This is a genomic window from Actinoplanes sp. NPDC049598, from assembly GCF_040675435.1.
Taxonomy (GTDB): domain Bacteria; phylum Actinomycetota; class Actinomycetes; order Mycobacteriales; family Micromonosporaceae; genus Actinoplanes.
The window spans coordinates 71,706-95,732 of record NZ_JBFAOX010000009.1 but is presented as its reverse complement, the minus strand read 5'-3'; the positions used below and the strand labels follow the sequence as shown (position 1 = coordinate 95,732).

Below are 24,027 nucleotides of genomic sequence, written 5' to 3'. Positions count from 1 at the left end.
CCGAGGGACGCGTTCCGTCAGATCTCTTCGACGCTGCTGACGCCCTCGTTCGGGCGGCGGGACAGGTCGATGCCGAGTTCTTCCGCGGCCCGGAAGACCTCGTCGTCGGTCTCGCGCATCTCCAGGGCCACGCCGTCGCTGGAGAGCACCTCGACGTTGAGGCACAGCGACTGCAGCTCCTTGAGCAGCACCTTGAACGACTCCGGGATTCCCGGCTCCGGGATGTTCTCGCCCTTGACGATGGCCTCGTAGACCTTCACGCGGCCGAGCACGTCGTCGGACTTGATGGTGAGCAGCTCCTGCAGCGCGTAAGCCGCACCGTAGGCCTGCATCGCCCAGCACTCCATCTCGCCGAACCGCTGGCCACCGAACTGCGCCTTACCACCCAGCGGCTGCTGCGTGATCATCGAGTACGGGCCGGTCGAGCGAGCGTGGATCTTGTCGTCGACCAGGTGGTTCAGCTTCAGGATGTACACGTACCCGACCGAGATCGGGTCCGGCAGCGGCTCGCCGGAGCGGCCGTCGAACAGCTGCGCCTTGCCGTCACCGTTGACCAGCCGCTTACCGTCGCGGTTGACCAGCGTCGACTCGAGGAGACCCTTGATCTCCTCCTCCTGCGCACCGTCGAAGACGGGAGTCGCGACGTTCGAGTCCTTGGGGGACTCGTGCGCCTCGATCGCGCGCAGCTGGCGCTTCCACTCGGCGTCGTCGCCCTCGACCTCCCAGCCGGTCTTGGCGATCCACCCGAGGTGGGTCTCCAGAACCTGGCCGATGTTCATACGCGAGGGCACACCGAGCGGGTTGAGCACGATGTCGACGGGGGTGCCGTCCTCGAGGAACGGCATGTCCTCGACCGGAAGGATCTTGGAGATGACGCCCTTGTTGCCGTGCCGGCCGGCGAGCTTGTCACCGTCCTGGATCTTGCGCTTCTGGGCCACGTAGACGCGGACCAGCTCGTTGACGCCCGGAGGAAGCTCGTCGCCGTCCTCGCGCGAGAACGTGCGGACGCCGATGACCGTGCCGGTCTCGCCGTGCGGCACCTTCAGCGAGGTGTCCCGGACCTCCCGGGCCTTCTCACCGAAGATCGCGCGGAGCAGGCGCTCCTCGGGGGTCAGCTCGGTCTCGCCCTTGGGCGTGACCTTGCCGACCAGGATGTCGCCGGGGACGACCTCGGCGCCGATCCGGATGATGCCGCGCTCGTCCAGGTCGGCGAGCATTTCCTCGCTGACGTTGGGGATGTCGCGGGTGATCTCCTCCGGGCCGAGCTTGGTGTCCCGGGCGTCGACCTCGTGCTCCTCGATGTGGATCGAGGTGAGGACGTCCTGCTGGACGAGGCGCTGCGACAGGATGATCGCGTCCTCGTAGTTGTGACCCTCCCAGCACATGAACGCGACGAGCAGGTTGCGGCCGAGGGCCATCTCCCCCTCGTCGGTGCACGGGCCGTCGGCGATGACCTGGCCGGCCTCGACCCGGTCACCCTCGAACACGACCGGCTTCTGGTTGACGCAGGAGCCGGCGTTGGAGCGGCGGAACTTGTGCAGCAGGTACGTGCGGCGGTGGCCGTCGTCCTGGTGGACCGTCACGTAGTCGGCGCACAGGTCCTCGACCACGCCGCCGACCTCGGCCACGACCACGTCGCCGGCGTCGACCGCGGCACGGTACTCCATGCCCGTACCGACCAGCGGGGCCTCGGCCTTGACCAGCGGCACCGCCTGGCGCTGCATGTTCGCGCCCATGAGGGCCCGGTTGGCGTCGTCGTGCTCGAGGAACGGGATCATCGCGGTCGCGACCGAGGTCATCTGCCGCGGCGACACGTCCATGTAGTCGACCTGCGTGCCGGGCACGTAGTCGACCTCACCGCCCTTACGGCGGACCAGGACGCGGTCGTCGGCGAAGGTGCCGTCGGCCCGCAGCGTGGCGTTGGCCTGCGCCTTGATGTACCGGTCTTCCTCGTCCGCGGTGAGGTAGTGGACCTCGTCGGTGACGACGCCCTCTTCCACCTTGCGGTACGGGGTCTCGATGAAACCGAACGGGTTGACCCGCGCGAACGTCGAGAGCGCGCCGATCAGGCCGATGTTCGGGCCCTCGGGCGTCTCGATCGGGCACATCCGGCCGTAGTGCGAGGGGTGCACGTCACGGACCTCGAAGCCGGCCCGCTCGCGGGACAGACCACCCGGGCCGAGCGCCGACAGGCGGCGACGGTGGGTCAGACCCGCGAGCGGGTTGGTCTGGTCCATGAACTGCGACAGCTGCGACGTGCCGAAGAACTCCTTGATCGCCGCCACCACGGGACGGATGTTGATCAGGGTCTGCGGCGTGATCGCCTCGACGTCCTGGGTCGTCATGCGCTCGCGGACGACGCGCTCCATCCGGGACAGGCCGACACGGACCTGGTTCTGGATGAGCTCGCCGACCGTGCGCAGGCGCCGGTTGCCGAAGTGGTCGATGTCGTCGGCCTCGTAGCCCTCTTCACCGGCGTGCAGCCGGGCTAGGTACTCCACGGTCTTGACGATGTCGTCCTCGGTCAGCGTCCCGCGGTCGATCGGCAGGTCGAGCTCGAGCTTCTTGTTGAACTTGTAACGGCCGACCTTGGCGACGTCGTACCTCTTCGGGTTGAAGAAGAGGTTGTCGAGCAGGGTCTGCGCGTTCTCCCGGGTCGGGGGCTCGCCGGGACGGAGCTTGCGGTAGATGTCGAGCAGGGCTTCGTCCTGCCCGGCGATGTGGTCCTTCTCCAGCGTGGTCATGAGGAGCTCGGACCAGCCGAACCGCTCACGGATCTGGTCGGCCGACCAGCCGATGGCCTTGAGCAGGACGGTGACGGCCTGCCGGCGCTTGCGGTCGATGCGGACACCGACGGTGTCGCGCTTGTCGATGTCGAACTCGAGCCAGGCACCCCGGCTCGGGATGACCTTGACGCTGGAGAGGTCACGGTCGGAGGTCTTGTCCGGCTCCTTGGTGAAGTACACGCCCGGCGAGCGGACGAGCTGGCTCACCACGACGCGCTCCGTGCCGTTGATGACGAACGTCCCCTTGGGGGTCATCATCGGGAAGTCACCCATGAACACGGTCTGGCTCTTGATCTCGCCAGTGGTGTTGTTGGTGAACTCCGCGGTCACGAACAGCGGCGCGCAGTAGGTCAGATCCTTCTCCTTGCACTCCTCGATCGAGGCCTTGACCTCGTCGAATCGGGGAGACGAGAAGGACAGCGACATGGTGCCGGAGAAGTCCTCAATGGGACTGATCTCTTCGAGGATCTCTGCGAGGCCCGACTGGGCGTGCGGGTCGTCCGTCGACCGGGCCTGCCAAGCCTCGTTCCCGACCAGCCAGTCGAAAGACTCCGTCTGGAGGGCGAGGAGGTTGGGGACCTCTAGTTGCTCGGTGATCCTGCCGAAAGAGACACGGCGGGGTGCGTAAGCGCTCGACGTACGGCTGGTCTTCGCAGGGCGGGAAGCTGCCAAGATGCGTCCTTCCGAGGACCGGTGCTGCTGATGCGGCTGCAGCTGCGGGTATGCAACTGTCTGCGTGCACTCTGACGAGCCCCCAAGAAATCATCCGGATGGATGTCTTGGCAGGGCTCAAGGCAGAAGGCAGCGCAAACTAGCAGTGTAGCCGCTCGGCTAACCGCTGTCCAGCCCACACCGGAGGAAACCTGCGGAGCCTGGCCCTCACGGCCTCTGACCTGCGCCTCTACCCGGTCAGGGCCTTACGCGGGGCCGCTCAGACGCGGCGTCTTTCCTCGGGTGCCGGCCGTAGGACCGGCTAGAACCGGATTACCCACGGAGTGGCTGTCGCAAGCGCGGAAACTTGCTGCCATCAGCGTGCCTGTCAGCGGACACACAGTCAAGGGCCTCCGAGCGGGTCGGGCCCGAAAGCACGAACGGCGAGGGCCCTGAGCAGGGCCCTCGCCGTTCGCGAGGGGAAACTGTGGAGCGTCAGATCACTTGAGGGTGACCTTGGCGCCCTCGGCCTCGAGCTTCGCCTTGGCGGCGTCGGCCTTCTCCTTGTTGACACCCTCGAGGATCGCCTTGGGGGCGGACTCGACGGCGTCCTTGGCCTCCTTGAGGCCCAGGCCGGTCAGCTCACGCACGACCTTGATGACCTGGATCTTCTTGCCACCGTCACCCTCGAGGACGACGTCGAACGAGTCCTTCTCCTCCTCGGCGGGGGCCGCGGCGGCGCCGCCACCCGCGCCGGCAGCCGCGACGGCGACCGGAGCAGCCGCGGTGACCTCGAAGGTCTCCTCGAACTGCTTCACGAACTCGGACAGCTCGATCAGCGTCATCTCCTTGAACGCGTCGAGCAGCTCGTCGGTGCTGAGCTTCGCCATGTCTGGCAACCTTTCCTAGGTACTGATCAAAAAGTCTTGCTGGTGCGCGGTGGCTCAGGCCTCCGCGGAACCGTCCTTCTCGCGCTTCTCCTGAAGAGCGGCCGCGAGGCGCGCCACCTGCGACAGCGGGGCCTGGAAGAGGCCGGCCGCCTTGGACAGGTTGCCCTTCATGGCGCCGGCCAGCTTGGCCAGCAGAACCTCACGCGACTCGAGGTCAGCGATCTTGTTGACGTCGTCAGCAGTGATCGCCTTGCCCTCGAACACACCGCCCTTGATCTTCAGGACGGGGTTGGCCTTGGCGAAGGCACGAAGGCCCTTGGCCGCCTCGACCGGGTCGCCGCTGATGAAGGCGAGCGCGGTAGGACCGGCAAACAGGTTGTCGAGGCCCTCGATGCCCGCGTCGGTTGCCGCGCGCTTCGCCAGGGTGTTCTTCGACACCGCGTACTTGGTGTCCTTGCCCAGCGAACGGCGCAGCTCCGTGAGCTGCTTGACCGTGAGACCGCGGTACTCGGTCAGCACGGTGGCCGACGAGTTACGGAAGTCGTCCGTGAGCTCGGAAACGGCGCTGGCCTTGTCGGCCCGGACCGGCTTGTCCGCCATGTCCCTCCTCTCTCAATGCTCGAGCCACTGGCCGGAACGAAGGAGGGGGCGGAATGAGAAACGCCCCGGCGCAGGGCGCACGGGGCGGAGCGGGCAATCTTGCGCCCGGTCACGAACCGTTCTCCCCTGCGCGGGCCGCCCGCACTCAGCGGGACCTTCGACCGCGACCCCGGCGGAAAACAGGGGCTGCGGCGACCAGCGGTCTTTGGGTGGAACTTCGACATGGAACTGTACGCGGTCCCGCCGCCACCGCCAAATCGGCGCCCTCAGGACCTCGACCGGCGGAGCCATCCGTACCCGCCGAGGGCGACCGCGCACCAGGCCGCGGCCCAGCCGGTGATCGCCAGCAGCGTCGTGGCCGGCGGCGGATCGGCGTCGTTCAGCGCCCGGGCGGTGGCCATGACCGGCGGCACGAGCCAGGGCGCGACCGAGCCCTGCAGCCCGAGGACGACCACGAGGAGGGCGGCCACCACGAGCACGGCCACGCCGTTGCGGACGCCGCCGGTCACGGCCCGGCTGGCCAGCCCGCCCAGGGCGACCGCGGGCCCGACGGCGAGCAGGTGGGCCAGGACGCCCAGCGCGCTGCCGCCGAGCGCGCCCTCGGTCTCGATGCCCCCGAACAGCCAGGGCGCGAGCATGGCGGCGGCACAGACGGCCAGTGCCGGCAGCAGGGCGGTCAGCAGGCCGGCGGCCGCCTCGCGCCGGGCGCCGACGGCCGTGCGGGCCAGGCGGCGCTGCACGTCGGGCTCGGTGTCCAGGACGAGCTTGGACTGCCAGGCCAGCACCGGGAAGAGGGCGGCCGCAGAGTAGCCGTAGGCGTCGGCGGCCGGGGACGCGCCCCCGCCGTAGATCACACCGAGCACGACCAGCACGGCGATCAGCGGTGCGAGCGCCCGGCCCCCGCGGGTGAAGGCGGCCAGGCGCATCCGGACGAGCGCGGTCATCGCGGGTTCCCCGGGCTCTGGTCAACTGCCGGGCCGAGGTGGGGATCTTGCGGTTGGGGCGCGGGCGCGTCGCGTACCGCCAGGACCCGGTGACCCTCGGCACGCAGCCGGACCACCGCCTGGTCGGCCTCGGCCCGGCGGACGGCGACCTCGATGACCACCTCGTCCGCGGGCCCGGCGGTGGACGCCTCGAAGCGCAGACGGGACTCGGAGACGGTCCAGTGGATCGCGCCGGGCAGACCGGCGATCTCGTTGCGGTGATCGCTGACCAGGACGATGCCGCCGGCCGCGGTCACCTCGGCCACGATCTCGGGGATCAGCGTGCGGGCGGCGGCGTCGAGGCCCTCCCACGGCTCGTCCAGCACGAGCAGGCCGGGCGGCCGGAGCAGGGCCTGGGCGACGCCGACCTTCTGCGCCGTGCCCTTGGAAAGGTCGCCGAGGCGGGTGCCGGCGTGCTCGGTGAGGAGCAGGCGCTCGATCCACTCCCCCGCCGCGCGCTCGTCCACGCCGCGGAGCCGGGCCATGCGGCGCAGGTATTGCCCGGCGGTGAACGGCTGGTCGGCCGGGAAGCGCTCGGGCACCCAGCCCACGACCGGCGGGCGGTCGCGCACCTCGCCCCGTACCGGCCGGAGCACCCCGGCCGCGAGCTGGAGCAGCGTCGACTTGCCGGCGCCGTTGCGGCCGAGCACGACCACCGTACGGCCGGGCTCGACGGCGACGTCGAGCTCGCGCAGCGCCCAGGGCAGGCGGCGCCCGTAGCGGAACCACACCCCGTCGAAACGCACGGCCGAAGCTTTCCACAAAAAACGCCCCCGGGATGTCCCGGGGGCGTTCGGAGCGAACAGCCGATCAGGCGTCGGCGTTCTTGACGTTCTTCACGATGTTCGGGTCGATCTGGACGCCGGGGCCCATCGTCGTGGTGACGACGACCTTCTTCAGGTACTTGCCCTTGGCGGCGGACGGCTTGGCCCGCAGGATCTCGTCGAGCACCGAGGCGTAGTTGTCCACCAGCTGCTCCTCGCTGAACGAGGCCTTGCCGATGATCAGGTGCAGGTTGGAGTGCTTGTCCACCCGGAAGGTGATCTTGCCGCCCTTGATCTCGTTGACGGCCTTGGTCACGTCCATGGTGACCGTGCCCGTCTTCGGGTTGGGCATGAGGCCGCGGGGGCCGAGGATCCGGGCGATCCGGCCGATCTTGGCCATCTGGTCCGGGGTGGCGATGGCGGCGTCGAAGTCGAGCCAGCCGCCCTGGATACGGGCCACGAGCTCGTCCGTGCCGACCTCGTCGGCGCCGGCCGCGACGGCCTCCTCGGCCTTGGCGCCCTGGGCGAAGACGATCACCCGGGCGGTCTTGCCGGTGCCGTGCGGCAGGTTGACGGTGCCGCGGACCATCTGGTCGGCCTTACGCGGGTCGACGCCCAGCCGCATCGCGACCTCGACGGTCGCGTCGAACTTGGTCGGGCTCGACTCCTTGGCCAGCTTGATGGCCTCGGCGGGGTCGTAGAGCTTGTCGGCGTCGATCGACTCGACGGCCTTACGGTAGGCCTTGCTGCGCTGCATGTTTATTACTCCTGTGGTAGATGGCGGGCCCTCCTGATTCAGGGCCCTCCCACTGACTGCGGTGATGCTCGTCAGATCTTGGCGACCTGGTTGAAGTTGAGCTCCACCGGCGTCTCACGGCCGAAGATGGAGACCAGAACCTTCAACTTCTGCTGGTCGGCATTGATTTCGCTGATCGAGGCCGGAAGCGAGGCGAACGCGCCGTCGGTGACCGTGACCGAGTCGCCGACCTCGAAGTCGAGGACCTTGACCTCGGGCTTGGCCTTCTTCTCCTCCTGCTCGACGGCGGGAGCGAGCCACTTCAGCACCTCGTCGAGCGAGAGCGGGGCCGGGCGGTCGACCCGGTCCGTCGCGCCCACGAAGCCGGTGACACCCGGCGTGTTGCGCACGCACGAGTACGACTCGGGGGTCAGATCCATCCGGACCAGGATGTAGCCCGGGAAGACCTTATTGCTGACCTGGACCCGCTTGCCGCTCTTGACCTCGATCTCCTCGCGGGTCGGAACCTCGACCTGGAAGATGAAGTCCTCCATGTCGAGGCTCGTGATGCGGGTCTCGAGGTTGGTCTTGACCTTGTTCTCGTAACCGGCGTAGGAGTGCACCACGTACCAGTCGCCGGGGGCGTAGCGCAGCTTCTGCCGCAGCTCCTGGACTGGGTCGTAGTCCTCGTCCTCTTCCGGGGCCGGGGTGGCCGCGACCGCGGCCTCCGGCTCGGCGGGGGCCGCAGCAGCAGCCTCCGGCTCGGCGGCCTCGACCGACTCGTCGTCGTCCGCCGTCGCCACCGACGACTGCTCGTCGACGGACTCCGCGGTCTCCTCGTCGTACTCAGGCACGCTCGCTCACTTCCAGGTAAGTCATGGTCTTCATGCGGGGGCTCACGCCCAGCCGCTCAGGGCTGCTCTCAGCCGCCGAAGGCCCAGAGGATGGCCTTGCCCAGGCCGAGGTCCAGCAGGCCGACGATCGTCGTCATGACGGCCACGAACACGATGACGATCGTGGTGTAGGTCAGCAGCTCCTTGCGCGTCGGCCAGATGACCTTACGCAGCTCGCTGACGACCTCACGGAAGAAACCACCGATGCGGCCGAAGAAGCCGGTCCTGCGGGCTTCCTTCTTCGATTTCGGGGTCCGCTCGGCCAGCGCAGTGCCACCGCGGCCGACCGGCTCGTCGGCGTCGTCGTCGGCCGGGACGTCCTTGTCGTCGTCAACGGCGTCGGCGAACACCTCGTCGTCGGCCGGGTCGCCGGCGTCACCGGGTCGGTTCCTCTCGGCCATGGCGCCCTACTTCCGTCATCGGTGGTGATGTGGTCCCCGCGGGCGCTTACGTCCGGCGCGGCGTCGTGCGGACCGCGCACCGGGCGGGCACGTCTACGAGGGCTTGCGCAGGGGTGACAGGACTTGAACCTGCAGCCTGCGGTTTTGGAGACCGCTGCTCTGCCAATTGAGCTACACCCCTTCGCAGGGCGGTTGATCCCTCGGGTTTACCTGTTTGGTGCAGGCGAACTCGAAGGGTCACTGCCCCACGGCGCACCAGTGTACGGGTTCACACGGCCATCGCCCAACCCGGGCTCGCCCTAACGCTTGCGGATGACCGCCTGGGCCAGCGACAGCACCTTTTCGCCCTGGCAGGTGGCGGTCAGCGCCAGCCGGGTGTGGCCCTCGTCGGTGGTGCCCTTGACCGTGGCGGCGACGACCACCTCGGTGCCCTCGTCGGTGTCGGGCACCGGCACGGGCCGCGAGAAGCGCACGCTGAACTCGACCACGGCGTCGGCGGCGCCGGCCCAGTGGGTCACCGCGCGGCCGACCAGAGCCATCGTGAACATGCCGTGCGCGATGACGCCGGGCAGGCCCACGCCGGTGGCGACCCGGTCGCTCCAGTGGATGGGGTTGAAGTCGCCCGAGGCGCCCGCGTAGCGCACCAGGTCGGCCCGGGTCACCCGGAAGGTCTGCGGCTCCATGTCTTTACCCCTCCCCGCGCTGCACGAGCTTGGACCAGACCGTCACGACCGGCTCGCCGGCCTCGGTGCTGACCTCCGTGCGGGTGGTCAGGAAGTCGTGCCCGCCGCGGGAGGTGATCTCGTCGACCGAGTTCACGCAGACGAGCGCGTCGCCGGCCACGACGGGCCGGGAGTAGGCGAACTTCTGGTCGCCGTGCACGACCCGGCTGTAGTCGAGACCGAGCTCCGGGTCCTCGATGATCTGCCGGCTGGCCGCCATGGTGATCGCGACCGGGAAGGTCGGCGGGGCGACCACGTCGGCGTAGCCGAGGGCGCGGGCGGCCTCGGGGTCGTGGTACTCGGGGTCGGCGGCGCCGATCGCGCGGGCGAACTCGCGGATCTTCTCGCGGCCGACCAGATACGGCTCTGTCGCGGGCCAGCTACGGCCGACAAATGACTGGTCGAGGGGCATGGCCCACAAACTACTCTGCGCCGCTCGGTCGATGACCTAGCGGCGCAGGAGTGGAGCTTTGAGGTGCTGAAGATCAGCGGGTCTCGCGGTGCAGGGTGTGCTTGCCGTCCCGGGGGCAGAACTTCTTCAGCTCGATGCGGTCCGGGTCGTTGCGGCGGTTCTTACGGGTGATGTAGTTCCGCTCCTTGCACTCCGTACACGCCAGGGTGATCTTCGGACGGACGTCGGTCGCCTTGGCCACGACGGATTGCCTTCCTGCTAACGGGGTTATTCAACGACGCTCCAGAGTACGCCCTGGAAGTGCCGACATGCAAAGTGGGACCCCGGGCGGGATCCCCATTACAAAGTAGCGGTGGCCGGACTTGAACCGGCGACACAGCGATTATGAGCCGCTTGCTCTGCCAACTGAGCTACACCGCCGAGCCAGGCTCACCATCCAACGCCTGCGGCGGGAACGAACCCGGTAGAGCCCCCTTACGGAATCGAACCGTAGACCTTCTCCTTACCATGGAGACGCTCTGCCGACTGAGCTAAGGGGGCAAGCCGTACTAGCAACCCAGCGCGATCACTCGCTTGTTGCGCAGGAGTAAGACTACACGGCCCTTGGCAGGGGGTGAAATCGACTCCCCCATTACGTCGAAACCGCAGGTCAGCCCACGGCTCGGAGCTTGCGGACCTCGCCCGCGGGGGTGGTCGCCGGCTCGGTCTGGGCGCTGAACCAGGCCTCCAGACGCTCGTACGGCAGGGGGCGGCTGAACAGATAGCCCTGGCCGATTTCGCAGCCCATCTCCTCCAGCAGGTCGAGGGTGAGCTCGCTCTCCACCCCCTCGGCGACCACGGTGAGACCGAACTCGCGGGCCAGGCTGACCACCGCCCGCACGATCGCCAGATCACCGGTGTCGGTCGCCATCCCCTGCACGAAACTGTCGTCGATCTTGACTTCGTGCACGGGCCACTGCCGGAGGTACGAAAGTGAGGACGCGCCCGTGCCGAAGTCGTCGACGCTGAGCCGGACGCCCAGGTCACGGAGCCGGTAGAGCGTCGGCAGCACCCGCTCGATGTCGCCCAGCATGCCCGGCTCGGAGATCTCGAAGGTCACCTGGGCCGCGTTCACCCCGTACTGCTTCAGGAGGGCGGCCACCTGGCCGGGGAAGCGGGAGTCGAGCAGGGTCCGGACCGACAGGTTGACCGCGATGGAGAGCGGCCGGTCGTCGTCGGCCCACTCCCGGCAGCGCCGCAGCCCCTCGGCCAGCACCACCTCGGTCAGGCGGGAGAGCTGACCGGTGTGCTCGGCCACGGCCACGAAGTCCTCCGGGGCCACCTCGCCCTGCGCCGGGTGCTGCCAGCGGGCCAGACACTCGACGCCGACCAGATGCCGGTCGGTCAGGGTCACCTTGGGCTGGAAGTAGACGTCGATGGCGCCGCTGTCCAGGGCCACCCTCAGGTCGGCGGCGATGCCGAGGCGGCGGACGGCCCGCGACTCCAGCGCCGGGTGGAACAGCTGCACGCCGTACGGCAGGACCTTGGCGGCGTTGGCCGCCAGCTCGGCCCGCTGGATCAGCGTCTCGGGGTCGGTGCCGTGATCCGGGTAGACGGAGACGCCGACCGCGGTGTCGAGATCGAGGGTGAGCGTGCCCACCGTCATCGGCCCGCGCAGCTGCTCACGCATCTCGGTGGCGAGCTGGACGGTGGCGTCGGTGCTCTCGGCCCGCAGGGTCACCACGAACTCGTCGCCGCCGATGCGCCCGACCAGCGCCCCCGGGCCACCGATGCCGCGCAGCCGGCGGGCGACCTCGGCCAGCAGCTTGTCGCCGGCGGCGTGGCCCATCGACTCGTTGACGTCGCGCTGCCCGTCGACGTCGAACAGCAGCACGGCGACGACCTCGTCCTCGGCGCGCACCTTGACCGACTCGGCCAGCGCGTCGGTGACGCGACGGCGGTTGGGCAGGCCGGTGAGGCGGTCGTGGTACGCGTCGTAGCGCAGCCGGTCGACCAGGCGCGCGTTCTCCACGGCGACGGCGACGTGGGCCGCGATCGTCTCGAGCACCTGCACGTCGGCCGGGCGGAACGTCCGGGTGTCGCCGAGCCGGTTGATCACTTCGAGGGTGCCGATCGGCGTGTGCCCCGAGCGCAGCGGCACCACGATGACGTCCTTGACCTTGGTGTCGCGCAGGGCCTGGCGCAGCTGCTCGGACTCGGGGAACTGGTTGCCGACGGCGACGGAGTGCCCGTCGGCGATGCCCCGCTCGCGGATCGCCGTGGGCGTCGGCGAGAGATCCAGCAGGCCCTTGTTCTCGACCCGCGCGGTGAGCAGCACCTCGGGGTGCCGGTCCTGCGGCGAGAGCCAGAGCGTCGCGTACTCCGAGCGCATCAGGGCGCGGACCCGCTCGAGCATGACGTCGGGCAGGCCGGAGTCGCTGCCCTCGTCGCGCACGGCCTTGGTCAGCTCGTAGACGTCGGCCAGCGTGCGGTGCTGGCGGAAGAACTCGGTGAACGAGCGAAGCATGAGGACCAGCGCGACCACCAGGATCGCCAGCAGCACGGCCGACCACTCGGTGGCCACCAGGGCGACCAGGAAGATCAGGCCGAGCACGACGTTGACGCCGGCGCCGATCCAGATCGACAGGGAGCCCCGGATGACGTCCTGACCGGCCCGGCCGCCCTGGACGACGGCCATCACGGCGGCCAGGCTGAGCACCTCGACCGCCACGCTGACGCCGACGGCGGCGAAGAGAATGGCCCACGTGCCCGGGCCGGCGCCGCGGATCGGCGGCAGGGCGGCGAGCACGAGCACGGCCGCGGCGGCCCCGGCCGACGACTTGGCGACGTTGAACCAGAACTTGCTCGGCACCAGGACGGCGCCGCGGGTCAGCTTGGCCACCAGCGCGGCCAGCGTCATCACCACGATCACCGTGACCGGCGGCAGGTAGTAGAGAGCCAGCAGGAACGGGACCTCGGTGATGTAGAAACTCATCGTGTTCCGGCGGATCACCACGTTGATGACGCCGATGTACGCGACGATGATGCCCGCGAGCGCGACCAGCGCGCCGAGCCATTCCTTGTACCAGTCCGGGTCCTGAATCCAGAACGCGACGGCGCTGAGAAGCGCGAACAGGGCCAGAGGGTTCGTGATCAACCAGGCGTATCGCCCGGACCGCCGACTAGCCCGCGGTCGCCCGACCATCGCACTCCCTCGTCAGTCGACGCGGTCCCGCAACGCCCGGTGAGTGCGCGGCTGAACCCTTACTCCCAATCCACCACAGCGTTGGTGTTGGCCACGGCCCCGGAACCGACCGCCGAGGGGTGCCCGCTCAGGCCGGCCACGCCGCCGAAAGCCACGGCGAGGGCCAAAACCAAGCCGGCGAGGCGGCCCAGCTTCTTTGCAGACATGTATGGCTCCTGTGAGGTGTAACAGGCTCGGTAGGGGGGTCACATGATGGTGCCACACCACATGTGCGACAGGCAGTGTCCACGGGCGAGTCGAAACCGCACATTCCGAAATCCTGACCGAACGGTTGAGCTGGCTCCCCCAAGCTCGGCCGCAGAATTGACAACTTTACGTCCGAAATAACGGGAGAAGTGAGGGCAATTCGCATGGGCTGCGTCAGGATTTCTTGACGTCAAGGCGCCCTGACGCCAAGCTTTCGCGCGTGACCGCGCACTCCTTCTCCCCCGACGATCTGGAGCGTCAGCACACGCTGTCCTCGGCTACAACGCGATACGACGAGCTGAGGATGCGCACGGCCCTGGCCGCCATGGCCGGCGACCGGGCCCAGCCGCTGAGCCGCGCGGAGGCGCTCGAGCTGCTCGCGCTCAACGAGGTCGTCATCCGCAAGGCCGGCTACGGGCGGCAGGCCATGGTGCGGACCGCCCGCGACGCCGGAGCGTCCTGGGCCCAGATCGGGGTCGCACTGGGCAGCACCAAGCAGGCCGCCTGGGAGGCACACAACCGCTGGGCCGAGGAACAAGCGCTGTGAGCCGGTCGCGGCCGGCTCCTATGAGCCGGTCGCGGCCGGGCGGTCCGTGGCCGCGTACTGCGACCAGGAGCCCGGGTAGAGACGGCCCGGGGCGAACCCGGCCCGCTCGAGCGAGAGCAGGTTGTGGCAGGCGGTGACGCCGGAGCCGCAGTACGAGATGACCTCGGCGCCGTCCGTCACGCCGGCGGCCGCGAAACGCTCGCGCAGCGCCTCCGGCGAGAGGAACCGGCCGGTCGCGTCGACGTTCTCCCGGCAGGAGACGTTGCGGGCGCCCGGGATGTGACCGGCACGCGGGTCGATCGGCTCGGACTCGCCCCGGAAACGCTCGGGCTGGCGGGCGTCGATCACCACTCCGGCCCCGTTCGCGGCCTCTTCCAGGCCGGCCAGCCGGTCGGCGGGCCAGGGCCGCGCCGCCCGGGGTGCGACTCCCCTGGGCCGTACGGCCGTTTCGAGCTCGCCGTCCCACGCGCCGATGCCGCCGTCGAGCAGGGCCGCGTCCTGACCGAGCGCACGCAGCATCCAGACAAGGCGGGCCGCCATCACCCCGCCGGCGTCGTCATAGGCGATCACCGTGTCGTCGTCGCCGATGCCGAGCGCTCCGATGCGTACGGCAAAAGCCTCAGGGGAAGGCAGAGGGTGACGCCCCTCGGACGAGCTCGGCGCCGCCGCCAGATCTTGATCCAGATCGACGAAGACCGCGCCCGGCAGATGACCGCGGCCGTACGCGTCGCGGCCGGAACGGCCGTCCAGATACGCCCGGACGTCGGCGAGGACCAGCCCGTCCCGATGCGCCCGCACCCACTCGACATCGACCACCGGCTCGATCAACGCTCCCCCTACTTGCTCACATGGTGCTCCTGACGACGCGGGCGCGGCCGGAAGCGGACCAGGGCCACACCGACCATGGCCACCGCCAGAACGGTGACGATCCCGGTCACCACCGGATTGTCCAAGGCCGTGCCCAGCACCACCAGCCCCAGCCCCACCCCGAAGAGCAGATGGTAGAAACCGGCGTCCCGGCAGCTCCGGAAGGTGCGGAGGGTGGCCTGCGGGGCCCGCCCGGTGATCAGCATCGACGCTCCGAAGATCGCCATCGCGGCACCGGCCACCCCGCCGACCACCAAGGTCCACATACTGGTGCTCATAGCCCCAGTCTGTGCGCTTCGCCCCCGTTGTTACCGGTAATTGGTGAACTGCAGGGCGACACCGAAGTCCTCGGCCTTCAACAGGGCGATCACGGCCTGCAGATCGTCCCGCTTCTTGCCGGTGACCCGGAGCTGGTCACCCTGGATCTGCGCCTGCACACCCTTCGGGCCCTCGTCGCGGATCTTCTTGCTGATCGCCTTGGCCTTGTCGGTCTCGATCCCCTCGATGACCTTGCAGTCGATCTTGTACGTCTTGCCGGACTGCCGGGGCTCCCCCGCCTCCAGCGACTTCAGCGAGATGTTCCGCTTGACCAGCTTCTCCTTGAAGACGTCGAGGGCGGCGCTCGCCCGCTCCTCGGTCTCCGACGTGATGGTCACCCCGGAATCCCCCGACTTGGCGATGCTCGTGCCCGTGCCCCGGAAGTCGAAGCGCGTGCCCAGCTCCTTCTCCGCCTGGTGGAACGCGTTGTCCACCTCCTGCTGGTCGACCTTGCTCACGATGTCGAAAGACGGGCTGGCTGCCATAAAAACTCCTGCGATGCTGATCCGGATCAATGGGAGGAGGGAGCCGCGACACGGCTCCCGACATGCCGACCGTACCCGGTTGCGAGAGGGCCCGGCGGTACGGCTATCCTGTTCTCCGCTGCTTCGGGAAGCCGGAGGAGCGTGCCCAGGCGGGTTGCCCGAGCGGCCAATGGGAGCGGACTGTAAATCCGTCGCGAAAGCTACAGAGGTTCGAATCCTCTACCCGCCACAGGCAGACAGAACGGCCCCGGAAGCTGCGGAAACGCGCTCCGGGGCCGTTCTCGTCACCGGGCCGGGAGCAGGTCGGTCAGGAGAGCCTCGATGCGGTGCCTGATCTCGTCGCGGATGGGGCGGACGGCCTCGACGCTCTGGCCGGCGGGGTCGTCGAGTTTCCAGTCCTCGTAGCGTTTGCCGGGGAAGACGGGGCAGGCGTCGCCGCAGCCCATGGTGATGATGACGTCGGAGTTCTGGGCGGTCTCGTACGCCAGGCGCTTGGGGGTCTGGGCGGTGATGTCGATGCCAACCTCGCGCATGGCCTCGACGGCGGCCGGGTTGATCTGGTCGGCGGGCTCGGAGCCGGCGGAGCGGACCTCGACGGCGTCGCCCGCGAGGTGGCGCAGCCAGCCGGCGGCCATTTGGGAGCGGCCGGCGTTGTGGACGCAGACGAACAGGACGCTGGGCTTCTCAGGCATGGCGGGGTCTCCAGACGAATCGGCGGCGCAGGGCCAGGCTGACGTAGACGAGGGCGACCAGCACGGGCACCTCGATCAGGGGGCCGACTACGCCGGCCAGGGCCTGGCCGCTGGTGACGCCGAAGGTGCCGATGGCCACGGCGATCGCGAGTTCGAAGTTGTTGCCGGCGGCGGTGAAGGCGAGCGTGGTGGTGCGCTCGTAGGTGAGGCCGATGGCTTTGCCGAGGGCGTAGGAGCCGCCCCACATGATCGCGAAGTAGGCGAGCAGCGGCACGGCGATCAGGGCGACGTCCCACGGCTTGGAGGTGATGGCGTCGCCCTGCAAGGCGAACAGGATGACGATGGTGAAGAGCAACCCGTACAAGGCGACCGGGCCGATCTTGGGGATGAACCTCTCCTCGTACCACGGACGGCCCCTGGCCTTCTCGCCCAGACGGCGGGTGAGGAAGCCGGCCAGCAGCGGGATGCCCAGGAAGATCAGCACGTTGCGGGCGATGTCCCAGCCCGATACCTCCAGCGCCGCGCCGGACAAACCTAGCCAATCCGGTAGCACGGACAGGTAGAACCAGCCCAGCACGCCGAAGGCGAGCACCTGGAAGACCGAGTTGAGCGCGACCAGCACGGCCGCCGCCTCACGATCGCCGCAGGCCAGGTCGTTCCAGATGATGACCATGGCGATGCAGCGGGCCAGACCGACGATGATCAGACCGGTGCGGTACGCGGCGTGGTCGGCCAGGAAGATCCAGGCGAGCGCGAACATGACGGCCGGGCCGACGATCCAGTTCAGCACCAGGGACGACACGAGGAGCCGCCGGTCGCCGGTGACCGTGTCGAGCCGGTCGTAGCGGACCTTGGCCAGCACTGGGTACATCATGACCAGCAGACCGAGGGCGATCGGCAGGGAGATGCCGCCGACCTTGACGGCCTCCAGCGCGGTGTTCAGGCCCGGGATGATGCGGCCGAGCAGCAGGCCGGCGGCCATCGCGAGCAGGATCCACAGTGGCAGGAAGCGGTCGAGGCGGGACAACCGCCCTACTACCGCGGGCGGGGCGAGCACCGCGGAGGTCACGCCGGTGGCTGGTTGTCGATGTCGAGCAGGAGTGAGAGCCGGCGCATGAGGGCCGGCTGGGGGCGGTAGTAGACCCAGCTCGCCCGGCGCTCGGCGGTGACCAGGCCGGACTCCTTGAGCACCTTCAGGTGGTGGGAGATGGTCGGGCCGGAGATCTCGAAGGCCGGTGTCAGCTCGCACACGCAGATCTCGCCGCCGGGTGCGGACGCGATCATCGACATCAGCTGGAGGCGGATCGGGTCGCCGAGGGCCTTGAAGGCCTGGGCCAGCGTGCCGGCCGCCTCCGATGGGATGCGGCTCTGCGCCATGGGCGCGCAGCAGCCGTCCGCGTTCAGGTCGATGACGGCGAGGGGCTGACCCGATTTTGACATGTGTCGAGGTTGACATACGTCGAAACCGCGTGCAAGTCTCGGTTTCGACAATCATCGAAACCGCTTGACGAAGGAGCCGTCACTCGTGAACAACCTGCCCATTGCGGTCATCGGGGCCGGCCCGGTCGGGCTGGCTGCCGCCGCCCACCTCGTGGAGCGAGGCCTTCCGTTCGTCGTCCTCGAAGCGGGGGACGGGGCCGCCGCTGCCATGCGCCAGTGGGGTCACATCCGCCTGTTCTCGCCGTGGCGATACGACATCGACGCGGCGGCGGCCCGGCTCCTCGGCGAGGCCAACTGGGTCCGCCCGGAGGGCGACAAGCTGCCTACGGGCGCCCAGCTCGCGGCCGATTATTTGCAGCCGCTCGCGGACCTACCGGCCCTCAAACCCCGCGTGCGGTACGGCGCTCGAGTCGCCGCCGTCACCCGGCTCGGGCTCGACCGCCTCCGCAGCGCCGGGCGCGCCGAAACTCCGTACCTCATCCGCCTCGACACCGGCGAGGACGTCCTCGCCCGAGCGGTCGTCGATGCCTCCGGCACCTGGTACAGCCCGAACGTCCTCGGCGCCTCGGGCATCCCGGCCCACGGTGAGGCCGCGGCTTCGGCGTACGTCGGAAGCGCTCTGCCCGACGTCCTCGGGCGCGACCGGGACCGCTTCGCCGGCCGCCGTGTCCTTGTCGTCGGCGCCGGCCACTCCGCGGCCAACACGCTGCTCAACCTCGCCGAGCTGCCCGGCACCACCGTCACCTGGGCCATTCGCGCGGCCTCGCCCTCACGCACCTACGGAGGCGGGGCGGCCGACGCGCTCCCCGCTCGTGGAGCGCTCGGAGCCCGCGTTCGTGAGCACGTCGAGTCCGGCGCCATCACCCTCCTCACCGGGTTCAGCGTTCAGGCCGTCACTCGCGGCCCGGACGGCGTCGAGGTCTCCGACGGCATCCGCACGGTGACCGCCGACCGGATCGTGTCGGCTACGGGCTTCCGGCCGGATCACACCATCACCGGCGAGCTGCGCCTCGACCTCGACCCGATCATGGGATCCACCCGGGCGCTGGCCCCGCTGATCGACCCCAACGAGCACTCCTGCGGCACCGTCCCGCCGCACGGAGCCGACCAGCTCGGCCACCCGGAGCCCGGCTACTACGCCATCGGCGCCAAGTCGTACGGCCGCGCCCCGACCTTCCTGATGGCGACCGGCTACGAGCAGGCGCGCTCCGTCGTGGCCGCCCTCGCCGGCGACTGGGCGGCCGCTCGGGACGTCCAGCTCGATCTGCCGGAGACCGGCGTCTGTTCGAGCAGCGTGCCGTTGGACGCCGACAGCATCAACACCGCAGCCGGCGGTTGCTGCGGCGCCCCGGCGGCCCGGGCCGAGCCCGCCGGCCGGGGACTGGCGACCGGGGTCGAGGGCGGTCTCCAGCGGACCCCGCTCGCCTTGATCACGGCGACACCGCAGTCCGACGGTTGCTGCGGCTGAGCAGTGCGTTCCTCGCCCTCGGGGGCTGTCGACTCGCCCCGCGCCCGGGCGATTGTGGCCGCGCTCGCAGTCACTCAGACGGTCGGCTACGGCACCCTTTACTACGCGTTCGCCGTCTTCCTGGTCCCGCTCGCGGCCGACCTGAACGCCACGACCACGGCGGTCACCGGCAGTTTCACCGCCAGCGTGCTCGCCTCCGCCGCGCTCGCCATACCGGTCGGCCGATGGCTCGACCGGCACGGCGGCCGCGCGCTGATGACGACCGGGTCCATCGCGGGCGCGCTCCTGCTCGTGGCCTGGTCCCAGGTGGACGCGCTGTGGCAGTTGTACGCGGTGCAGGTCGGCATCGGCCTCGCCTCCGCCGCGTGTCTCTACGAAGCGGCCTTCGCCGTCGTCATCGCGTGGCACACACCGGAGAAGCGGTCGACGGCGTTGCTGGCCCTCACGGTCGTCGCCGGCTTCGCCAGCAGCATCTTCATGCCCCTGACCGGCTGGCTCGTCCACCACTACGACTGGCGGACGGCCCTGCTCGTCCTCGCCGCCCTCCAGGCGCTACTCACCGTCCCGCTGCACGCGACGGTGCTGCGACCCGCGCCGGCTCATCCGGCCGCGGCGCGACACCCACCCGTGCGGGTCAATGCCGTTCTGGCCGATCGCGCCTTCTGGCTGCTCACCATCGGCTTCACGGCGCACACCGCCGCCGTGGCCACCGTCGGGGTGCTGCTCGTGGCGGCGCTCATCGACTGGGGCCACTCTCCGACGTTCGCCGCCGCCGTGGCCGGCCTCTTCGGCATCCTGTCGGTGACCGGCCGTCTGGTGACCACCGGCCTGCAACGCCGCTTCCGCACCACCACCGTGGTCGCCGCCATCTTCACCGTTCAGGCCCTGGCCGCGGTCGTGCTCGCGGTGGCCGGGCGGAACCCGATCGCCACCGTGATCGCCGTGATCGGCTTCGGGCTGGGTTTCGGCGTCGGCAGCATCGCCAAGCCGGTGCTGCTGGCCGAGCGCTACGACACCCGCCGCTACGCCACCATCGCCGGGCTCCTCGTCGTCCCGATGACCATCGCGAAGGCCACCGCGCCCCTGGCCGGCTCGGGACTCGGTTTCGCCGGCGTCTTTCTGGCCACCGCCGGGATCTGCGCTGTCGGCGCGGCCGCGTTATGGCGTCTAGATACCCCCTAGGGGTATGTTCGAGCCATGACGACGGCATCGAAGGAACTGACTCGGTCGGCGATCTCGGCGACTCTGCACTGCCTGACCGGCTGTGCGATCGGGGAGATCCTGGGCATGGTGATCGGCACTGCCTTCGGGTGGGGCAACGCCGCGACCATCGCCATCTCCGTGGCGCTGGCCTTCTTCTTCGGCTACACGCTGGCGATCCGGCCGGTGCTCGCGGCGGGGGTCGGCTTCAAGCAGGCGCTCGGGGTGGCGCTGGCCGCCGACACCGTGTCGATCGCGGTGATGGAGCTGGTGGACAACGGGGCGCTGCTGGTCATCCCGGGAGCCATGGAGGCCGGGCTGGGCGACGTCCTCTTCTGGGGGAGCCTGGTGGCGTCACTCGCCATCGCGTTCGTGGTGACGGTGCCGGTGAACCGGTGGATGATCGCGCGGGGCCGGGGGCACGCGGTGGCGCACCACTACCACCATCACCACTGAACCGGGCGGACCAGGGTGAGCGACTGGTAGCGGCGGTCGTCGGCCTTCTGTACGTGGAAGTTGAGGATCTCGAAGTGGCGGGCGGCGTGCGTCAGCATCTCCTCGTCGGAGCGGAAGGCGAAGAACCGGCCGTCCTCCACCACGCCCTCTTCGTGCTTGCCGCCGTAGACGCCGAGGTGGAGCAGGCCGCCCGGGGCGAGGACGGCGCAGATCGACTGCAGGGCGGCGTCCAGCTCCGGCGTCGGGACGTGCAGCAGGGTGTTCATCGAGTAGACGGCGCCGAACGACGAGGCGGGGAACTCCAGGTCCAGGAGGTCGCGCGCGTACGCCCGTACCCCCTTGCCCCTGGTCTTCTCGACCATCGCGGGTGACAGGTCGACGGCCGTGACGTCGAGCCCGGAGGCCTGGAACCAGGCGCTGTCCTGGCCGGTGCCCGAGCCGACCTCGAGCAGGGTCGTCACGCCGGCCGCCCGCAGCAGATCGAGGAAGGCCGCCCGCTCCTGGAGTTTCCACGGTTCTTTGGCGAAAGCGTCCCGCTCGGTGGCCGCGCGAGGCCCGTACGCCTCCCGGTTGCGGGCGATGACGTCGCCGTAGTTCATGGTTTTTCCCCCTGCCGATCGCTGGTGCCGCTCCGATAGCCTGACCCGGTCGGCGGGGGTGCGTAAAGGAGTGTCCGATGACAAAAGACATCGAGACCATGCGGGCCGCCGACGCCGACCGGCACAAGGTCGCCGAGCAGTTGAAGGCGGCGCTCGACGAGGGCCGGTTGAGCCTGGACGAGTACGACGACCGGGTGCGCACGGCGTACGCCTCCAAGACGTACCAGGAGCTCCTGCTGCTGCTCACCGACCTGCCGCGCCCGGGGCTGAGCGCGACCGAGGTGAAGGCGCGACACGACGCCGAGCGGCGCCGTGAGGCACGCCGGCTGCCGACCGCGATGCTGGTCCTCTGGACGATCTGGGCCGCCCTGGCCACCGTCAATCTGGTGGTTTTCGGGCTCGTCGCCGCCACTGTGGACGGCGACGTCTATCCGTGGCCGGTGTGGCTGCTCGTGCCGGGTGTGGCGCTGGGCGCGGTGACGGTCGGCGTCCAGGTCATCCGCCACCAGCAGCGCCACTGAAAAACTAGCGGAAGAGCGCCTGACCCAGCACCGGGGCGAGGGCCTCGGAGTAGGCGACCGTCATGTGGTTGTCGTCCTTGTAGACCAGGGTGTTGCCGACCACGATCGGGCACTTGTTCTTGGCGCAGAACCACGGCGTCGGGTCGAGCACCCGGATCTTGTTCCGGACGGCCTGCTCGGCGATCATCGCGCGGCGTTCCGGCTCGACCAGCGACCGGGCCTGGGACCGGTCGCACTTGTAGAGCTGGCGCGGGTTGGTCGCGGCGCATTCGGGCGCGATGTCGGTCGGGTACGGCGTGTCCTGCAGCAGCACCTTGTTGGGGATGCCCTTGAGCTTGGTCCACGTCTTCTGCCAGGCGTCGACCCAGGCCTGGTTGTCCTGCAGGCCCGGGCGGGGGATCAGCTGGTTGTCCGCGTCGTAGATGCCGCCGTTGTCGAGGTCGTTCGAGGCCATGACCAGCAGGTCGGGCTTGGCGGCGGCGACGCGGGCCAGGATCTGGTCGCGGTACTGCACACAGCTGGTGTACGGCTGGTTGAGCACCGTGTTGAAGTTGAGCACCGAGGGCAGCTGGCAGGACGCCTTGGTGAAGGCGACCAGCTTCCAGCCGCGGGTGCGGGCGACCGCGTCGACCGCCGGGAACCACGCGGCCGCATGCGAGTCGCCGATCAAATACATGGTCCGGGCGCCGTTGGGGTCGCCGTAGACGCAGGGCCTGTCCTGCTTGTTCTGCTCGTAGCCGAGGTGGCAGAGGTCCTGGTAGATCTTCGGGTTGATCGTCTTGGCCTCGGTCAGCTTCGGGACCAGGTTGTTCGGCAGCCGGGAGCCGTGCACCGAGTCGCCGATCAGCTGGGCCAGCCGGGCCTGCGGGTCGGCCGCGGCCGAGACGGCGGCCGCGGTGTCGAATGTGGCCGGTCCGGTCGGGATCGGCGGGGTGAACTGCCCGATGATCAGCGCCAGGGCGGCCACGCCGGCCGAGAGGACCAGGCCCAGGCTCAGGCCGCGGCGGGCCCGCGAGCGCAGCCACGGGCGCATCCGGACCGGGTTCTCGACCAGGTGGTACGTGATGAAGGCGAGCCCGAGGGCGCCGGCCGCGAACACCAGGTTGGAGGTCGGGCCGGACGGGCGCATGAAGGCCAGCGGCCAGATCATCAGGACCGGCCAGTGCCACAGGTACCAGCCGTAGGACAGCTTGCCGATGAAGCGGAACGGCGCCGTGCCGATGATCCGGCCCGCGCCCCAGCCCTCGGCCGACGTGCCCCCGGCGATCACCGCGGCGGTGCCGAGCACGGGCAGCAGGGCGGCCGAGCCGGGGAAGGCGGTCGACTCGTCGAAGCGCAGCGCCGCAATGATCACGGCGACCAGGCCGCCCCAGGTCAAGACCGCCGCGAGCGGCTTGGGCGTACGGCGGAGACGCCCGGCCGCCACCGCGACCAGCGCCCCGATGCCCAGCTCCCAGGCCCGCGTGTGCGAGCCGAAGTACGCCCACGGCGCGTTGCTGGCGGTCTGCTGGATGCTGACGAACAGCGACACCACGACCAGGGCGCTCAGCGCGATCGCGGCCCGGCGGTTGCCCCGGCGCCCGGCCCACACGGCGAGCAGCAGCAGCGGCCAGACCAGGTAGAACTGCTCCTCGACGGCGAGCGACCACAGGTGCTGCAGCGGCGACGGGTCGGCGGTGGCGTTGAGGTAGTCCGTCCCCTCCCAGGCCAGCCGCCAGTTGATGCCGTAGAAGGTGCTGAACAGCGCGTCCTGGGTGATCCCCTTGAACCGGGTGGCCGGCATCCACAGCCAGCTGGCCACGATCGTCGCGACCACGACGACGGTCGAGACCGGCAGCAGCCGGATCGCGCGGCGGGCGTAGAAGCCGGGCAGCGAGATCTTGCCGGTCTTGTTCAGCTCCTTGAGCAGCAGCGTGGTGATGAGGAAGCCGGAGATGACGAAGAAGACGTCCACCCCGACATACCCGCCGGCGAAGGTGCTCAGGCCGGCGTGGCTGAGCACGACCAGCGTCACGGCGATGGCCCGCAGACCCTCGATGTCCGGCCGGAAGCCGATGTGCGCGCCCTCCGCCCGGCGCGCGGGCGGGGTGGCCGGGGCTTCCCGGACTTCGATGGTGGACGACACCATGTGTAGCTGCTCCAGTCGCTGGTCGGCGATCGAGGGTC

The 24,027-nt window shown here is 69.6% G+C and carries 26 protein-coding genes and 4 tRNA genes; 6 read left to right on the top strand and 24 right to left on the bottom strand.

What is annotated here, in order from left to right:
• Positions 1 to 17: 17 nt before the first annotated feature.
• The 16 genes from AB0J66_RS21535 to AB0J66_RS21460 form a co-directional block, all read right to left on the bottom strand.
• Positions 18 to 3,458: a DNA-directed RNA polymerase subunit beta gene (locus AB0J66_RS21535; RefSeq protein WP_364663255.1), complete on the bottom strand. Its 3,441-nt coding sequence runs from the start codon at positions 3,456 to 3,458 to the stop codon at positions 18 to 20.
• Between the two features lie 479 nt (positions 3,459 to 3,937).
• Positions 3,938 to 4,327: a 50S ribosomal protein L7/L12 gene (gene rplL, locus AB0J66_RS21530; RefSeq protein ID WP_364663252.1), complete on the bottom strand. Its 390-nt coding sequence runs from the start codon at positions 4,325 to 4,327 to the stop codon at positions 3,938 to 3,940.
• 54 nt (positions 4,328 to 4,381) lie between these two features.
• A complete protein-coding gene (gene rplJ, locus AB0J66_RS21525; RefSeq protein ID WP_364663249.1) occupies positions 4,382 to 4,927 on the bottom strand; it encodes a 50S ribosomal protein L10 in 546 nt (181 codons plus the stop codon).
• A 266-nt stretch (positions 4,928 to 5,193) separates the two neighbouring features.
• Entirely contained in the window at positions 5,194 to 5,871 is a 678-nt protein-coding gene (locus AB0J66_RS21520) for a hypothetical protein (protein ID WP_364663246.1), read from the bottom strand.
• The gene (locus tag AB0J66_RS21515; protein WP_364663243.1) at positions 5,868 to 6,656 is read right to left on the bottom strand and encodes an ABC transporter ATP-binding protein; all 789 of its coding nucleotides are present in this window, start codon (positions 6,654 to 6,656) and stop codon (positions 5,868 to 5,870) included. The genes AB0J66_RS21520 and AB0J66_RS21515 overlap by 4 nt, the downstream gene beginning before the upstream one ends.
• Before the next feature lie 64 nt (positions 6,657 to 6,720).
• Positions 6,721 to 7,431: a 50S ribosomal protein L1 gene (gene rplA / locus AB0J66_RS21510; RefSeq protein WP_364663240.1), complete on the bottom strand. Its 711-nt coding sequence runs from the start codon at positions 7,429 to 7,431 to the stop codon at positions 6,721 to 6,723.
• Between the two features lie 71 nt (positions 7,432 to 7,502).
• On the bottom strand, positions 7,503 to 8,264 hold the full coding sequence (gene nusG / locus AB0J66_RS21505; protein ID WP_364663238.1) for a transcription termination/antitermination protein NusG: 762 nt from the start codon (positions 8,262 to 8,264) through the stop codon (positions 7,503 to 7,505).
• 68 nt (positions 8,265 to 8,332) lie between these two features.
• Positions 8,333 to 8,704: a preprotein translocase subunit SecE gene (gene secE / locus AB0J66_RS21500; RefSeq protein ID WP_364663236.1), complete on the bottom strand. Its 372-nt coding sequence runs from the start codon at positions 8,702 to 8,704 to the stop codon at positions 8,333 to 8,335.
• Between the two features lie 108 nt (positions 8,705 to 8,812).
• Positions 8,813 to 8,885: transfer RNA gene (locus tag AB0J66_RS21495), tRNA-Trp, on the bottom strand.
• A 118-nt stretch (positions 8,886 to 9,003) separates the two neighbouring features.
• The gene (locus AB0J66_RS21490; protein WP_364663233.1) at positions 9,004 to 9,387 is read right to left on the bottom strand and encodes a MaoC/PaaZ C-terminal domain-containing protein; all 384 of its coding nucleotides are present in this window, start codon (positions 9,385 to 9,387) and stop codon (positions 9,004 to 9,006) included.
• A gap of 4 nt (positions 9,388 to 9,391) precedes the next feature.
• A complete protein-coding gene (locus AB0J66_RS21485; protein ID WP_364663230.1) occupies positions 9,392 to 9,838 on the bottom strand; it encodes a MaoC family dehydratase N-terminal domain-containing protein in 447 nt (148 codons plus the stop codon).
• 73 nt (positions 9,839 to 9,911) lie between these two features.
• Entirely contained in the window at positions 9,912 to 10,079 is a 168-nt protein-coding gene (gene rpmG, locus AB0J66_RS21480; protein ID WP_067495822.1) for a 50S ribosomal protein L33, read from the bottom strand.
• Positions 10,080 to 10,185: 106 nt separating this feature from the next.
• Positions 10,186 to 10,258: transfer RNA gene (locus AB0J66_RS21475), tRNA-Met, on the bottom strand.
• A gap of 47 nt (positions 10,259 to 10,305) precedes the next feature.
• Positions 10,306 to 10,378 (bottom strand) — tRNA-Thr (locus AB0J66_RS21470).
• Between the two features lie 109 nt (positions 10,379 to 10,487).
• Positions 10,488 to 13,022 (bottom strand): bifunctional diguanylate cyclase/phosphodiesterase, encoded by a 2,535-nt coding sequence (locus tag AB0J66_RS21465; RefSeq protein ID WP_364663227.1) that lies wholly within the window; start codon positions 13,020 to 13,022, stop codon positions 10,488 to 10,490.
• A 59-nt stretch (positions 13,023 to 13,081) separates the two neighbouring features.
• Positions 13,082 to 13,228: a hypothetical protein gene (locus tag AB0J66_RS21460; protein ID WP_364663224.1), complete on the bottom strand. Its 147-nt coding sequence runs from the start codon at positions 13,226 to 13,228 to the stop codon at positions 13,082 to 13,084.
• Positions 13,229 to 13,488: 260 nt separating this feature from the next.
• Between AB0J66_RS21460 and AB0J66_RS21455 the strand changes: the two genes are divergently transcribed.
• The gene (locus AB0J66_RS21455; protein WP_364663221.1) at positions 13,489 to 13,815 is read left to right on the top strand and encodes a hypothetical protein; all 327 of its coding nucleotides are present in this window, start codon (positions 13,489 to 13,491) and stop codon (positions 13,813 to 13,815) included.
• Positions 13,816 to 13,833: 18 nt separating this feature from the next.
• On the opposite strand, the gene AB0J66_RS21450 is transcribed toward AB0J66_RS21455, so the two are convergent.
• From AB0J66_RS21450 to AB0J66_RS21440, 3 genes are read right to left on the bottom strand one after another with little or no spacing between them, the layout of a single operon-like run.
• Complete coding sequence (locus tag AB0J66_RS21450; protein WP_364663219.1) at positions 13,834 to 14,643, bottom strand: sulfurtransferase; 810 nt, start codon at positions 14,641 to 14,643, stop codon at positions 13,834 to 13,836.
• An 8-nt stretch (positions 14,644 to 14,651) separates the two neighbouring features.
• Positions 14,652 to 14,960, bottom strand: coding sequence for a hypothetical protein (locus tag AB0J66_RS21445; RefSeq protein ID WP_364663216.1), 309 nt, complete (start codon positions 14,958 to 14,960; stop codon positions 14,652 to 14,654).
• A 30-nt stretch (positions 14,961 to 14,990) separates the two neighbouring features.
• Complete coding sequence (locus tag AB0J66_RS21440; protein WP_364663214.1) at positions 14,991 to 15,485, bottom strand: YajQ family cyclic di-GMP-binding protein; 495 nt, start codon at positions 15,483 to 15,485, stop codon at positions 14,991 to 14,993.
• 148 nt (positions 15,486 to 15,633) lie between these two features.
• Here AB0J66_RS21440 and AB0J66_RS21435 point away from each other — a divergent pair.
• A tRNA-Tyr gene (locus AB0J66_RS21435) sits at positions 15,634 to 15,714 on the top strand.
• Between the two features lie 55 nt (positions 15,715 to 15,769).
• Here AB0J66_RS21435 and AB0J66_RS21430 read toward each other — a convergent pair.
• Genes AB0J66_RS21430 through AB0J66_RS21420 form a run of 3 tightly spaced genes read right to left on the bottom strand, consistent with a single transcriptional unit; the run spans position 15,770 to position 17,617 of the window.
• Positions 15,770 to 16,177: an arsenate reductase ArsC gene (locus AB0J66_RS21430; RefSeq protein WP_364663212.1), complete on the bottom strand. Its 408-nt coding sequence runs from the start codon at positions 16,175 to 16,177 to the stop codon at positions 15,770 to 15,772.
• A complete protein-coding gene (gene arsB / locus AB0J66_RS21425) occupies positions 16,170 to 17,246 on the bottom strand; it encodes an ACR3 family arsenite efflux transporter (protein ID WP_364663209.1) in 1,077 nt (358 codons plus the stop codon). The genes AB0J66_RS21430 and arsB overlap by 8 nt, the downstream gene beginning before the upstream one ends.
• Positions 17,243 to 17,617, bottom strand: a complete 375-nt coding sequence (locus AB0J66_RS21420) for a metalloregulator ArsR/SmtB family transcription factor (protein ID WP_364663206.1) — start codon at positions 17,615 to 17,617, stop codon at positions 17,243 to 17,245. Before AB0J66_RS21420 ends, arsB begins: the two co-directional genes overlap by 4 nt.
• 85 nt (positions 17,618 to 17,702) lie before the next feature.
• Here AB0J66_RS21420 and AB0J66_RS21415 point away from each other — a divergent pair, with 85 nt between their 5' ends.
• The 3 genes from AB0J66_RS21415 to AB0J66_RS21405 are packed head-to-tail and all read left to right on the top strand — an operon-like array spanning position 17,703 to position 20,741.
• Positions 17,703 to 19,085 carry an FAD-dependent oxidoreductase gene (locus AB0J66_RS21415; RefSeq protein WP_364663203.1) on the top strand — a complete coding sequence of 461 codons (1,383 nt, stop codon included), beginning with the start codon at positions 17,703 to 17,705 and terminating at the stop codon, positions 19,083 to 19,085.
• A gap of 54 nt (positions 19,086 to 19,139) precedes the next feature.
• Positions 19,140 to 20,267 (top strand): MFS transporter, encoded by a 1,128-nt coding sequence (locus tag AB0J66_RS21410; RefSeq protein ID WP_364663200.1) that lies wholly within the window; start codon positions 19,140 to 19,142, stop codon positions 20,265 to 20,267.
• Between the two features lie 15 nt (positions 20,268 to 20,282).
• Positions 20,283 to 20,741 (top strand): DUF4396 domain-containing protein, encoded by a 459-nt coding sequence (locus tag AB0J66_RS21405; protein ID WP_364663197.1) that lies wholly within the window; start codon positions 20,283 to 20,285, stop codon positions 20,739 to 20,741.
• Here AB0J66_RS21405 and AB0J66_RS21400 read toward each other — a convergent pair.
• Positions 20,732 to 21,340: a class I SAM-dependent methyltransferase gene (locus AB0J66_RS21400; RefSeq protein ID WP_364663195.1), complete on the bottom strand. Its 609-nt coding sequence runs from the start codon at positions 21,338 to 21,340 to the stop codon at positions 20,732 to 20,734. The two genes, AB0J66_RS21405 and AB0J66_RS21400, sit on opposite strands and share 10 nt — an antisense overlap.
• Before the next feature lie 77 nt (positions 21,341 to 21,417).
• Between AB0J66_RS21400 and AB0J66_RS21395 the strand changes: the two genes are divergently transcribed.
• Entirely contained in the window at positions 21,418 to 21,861 is a 444-nt protein-coding gene (locus tag AB0J66_RS21395) for a DUF1707 domain-containing protein (protein WP_364663192.1), read from the top strand.
• Positions 21,862 to 21,865: 4 nt separating this feature from the next.
• Here AB0J66_RS21395 and AB0J66_RS21390 read toward each other — a convergent pair whose 3' ends face one another.
• Positions 21,866 to 23,989, bottom strand: coding sequence for an acyltransferase family protein (locus AB0J66_RS21390; RefSeq protein ID WP_364663189.1), 2,124 nt, complete (start codon positions 23,987 to 23,989; stop codon positions 21,866 to 21,868).
• Positions 23,990 to 24,027 lie beyond the last annotated feature (38 nt).

What these genes read in the sequence shown, in the direction of transcription:
- AB0J66_RS21460 (WP_364663224.1), bottom strand. Translation starts at nt 13,228, where the DNA reads ATGTCTGCAAAGAAGCTGGGCCGCCTCGCCGGCTTGGTTTTGGCCCTC.
- AB0J66_RS21445 (WP_364663216.1), bottom strand. Translation starts at nt 14,960, where the DNA reads ATGAGCACCAGTATGTGGACCTTGGTGGTCGGCGGGGTGGCCGGTGCC.
- AB0J66_RS21440 (WP_364663214.1), bottom strand. Translation starts at nt 15,485, where the DNA reads ATGGCAGCCAGCCCGTCTTTCGACATCGTGAGCAAGGTCGACCAGCAG.
- secE (WP_364663236.1), bottom strand. Translation starts at nt 8,704, where the DNA reads ATGGCCGAGAGGAACCGACCCGGTGACGCCGGCGACCCGGCCGACGAC.
- AB0J66_RS21490 (WP_364663233.1), bottom strand. Translation starts at nt 9,387, where the DNA reads ATGGAGCCGCAGACCTTCCGGGTGACCCGGGCCGACCTGGTGCGCTAC.
- AB0J66_RS21405 (WP_364663197.1), top strand. Translation starts at nt 20,283, where the DNA reads ATGACGACGGCATCGAAGGAACTGACTCGGTCGGCGATCTCGGCGACT.
- rplL (WP_364663252.1), bottom strand. Translation starts at nt 4,327, where the DNA reads ATGGCGAAGCTCAGCACCGACGAGCTGCTCGACGCGTTCAAGGAGATG.
- AB0J66_RS21485 (WP_364663230.1), bottom strand. Translation starts at nt 9,838, where the DNA reads ATGCCCCTCGACCAGTCATTTGTCGGCCGTAGCTGGCCCGCGACAGAG.
- AB0J66_RS21520 (WP_364663246.1), bottom strand. Translation starts at nt 5,871, where the DNA reads ATGACCGCGCTCGTCCGGATGCGCCTGGCCGCCTTCACCCGCGGGGGC.
- rplJ (WP_364663249.1), bottom strand. Translation starts at nt 4,927, where the DNA reads ATGGCGGACAAGCCGGTCCGGGCCGACAAGGCCAGCGCCGTTTCCGAG.
- AB0J66_RS21400 (WP_364663195.1), bottom strand. Translation starts at nt 21,340, where the DNA reads ATGAACTACGGCGACGTCATCGCCCGCAACCGGGAGGCGTACGGGCCT.
- AB0J66_RS21465 (WP_364663227.1), bottom strand. Translation starts at nt 13,022, where the DNA reads ATGGTCGGGCGACCGCGGGCTAGTCGGCGGTCCGGGCGATACGCCTGG.
- AB0J66_RS21430 (WP_364663212.1), bottom strand. Translation starts at nt 16,177, where the DNA reads ATGCCTGAGAAGCCCAGCGTCCTGTTCGTCTGCGTCCACAACGCCGGC.
- AB0J66_RS21395 (WP_364663192.1), top strand. Translation starts at nt 21,418, where the DNA reads ATGACAAAAGACATCGAGACCATGCGGGCCGCCGACGCCGACCGGCAC.
- AB0J66_RS21420 (WP_364663206.1), bottom strand. Translation starts at nt 17,617, where the DNA reads ATGTCAAAATCGGGTCAGCCCCTCGCCGTCATCGACCTGAACGCGGAC.
- rplA (WP_364663240.1), bottom strand. Translation starts at nt 7,431, where the DNA reads ATGCAGCGCAGCAAGGCCTACCGTAAGGCCGTCGAGTCGATCGACGCC.
- AB0J66_RS21390 (WP_364663189.1), bottom strand. Translation starts at nt 23,989, where the DNA reads ATGGTGTCGTCCACCATCGAAGTCCGGGAAGCCCCGGCCACCCCGCCC.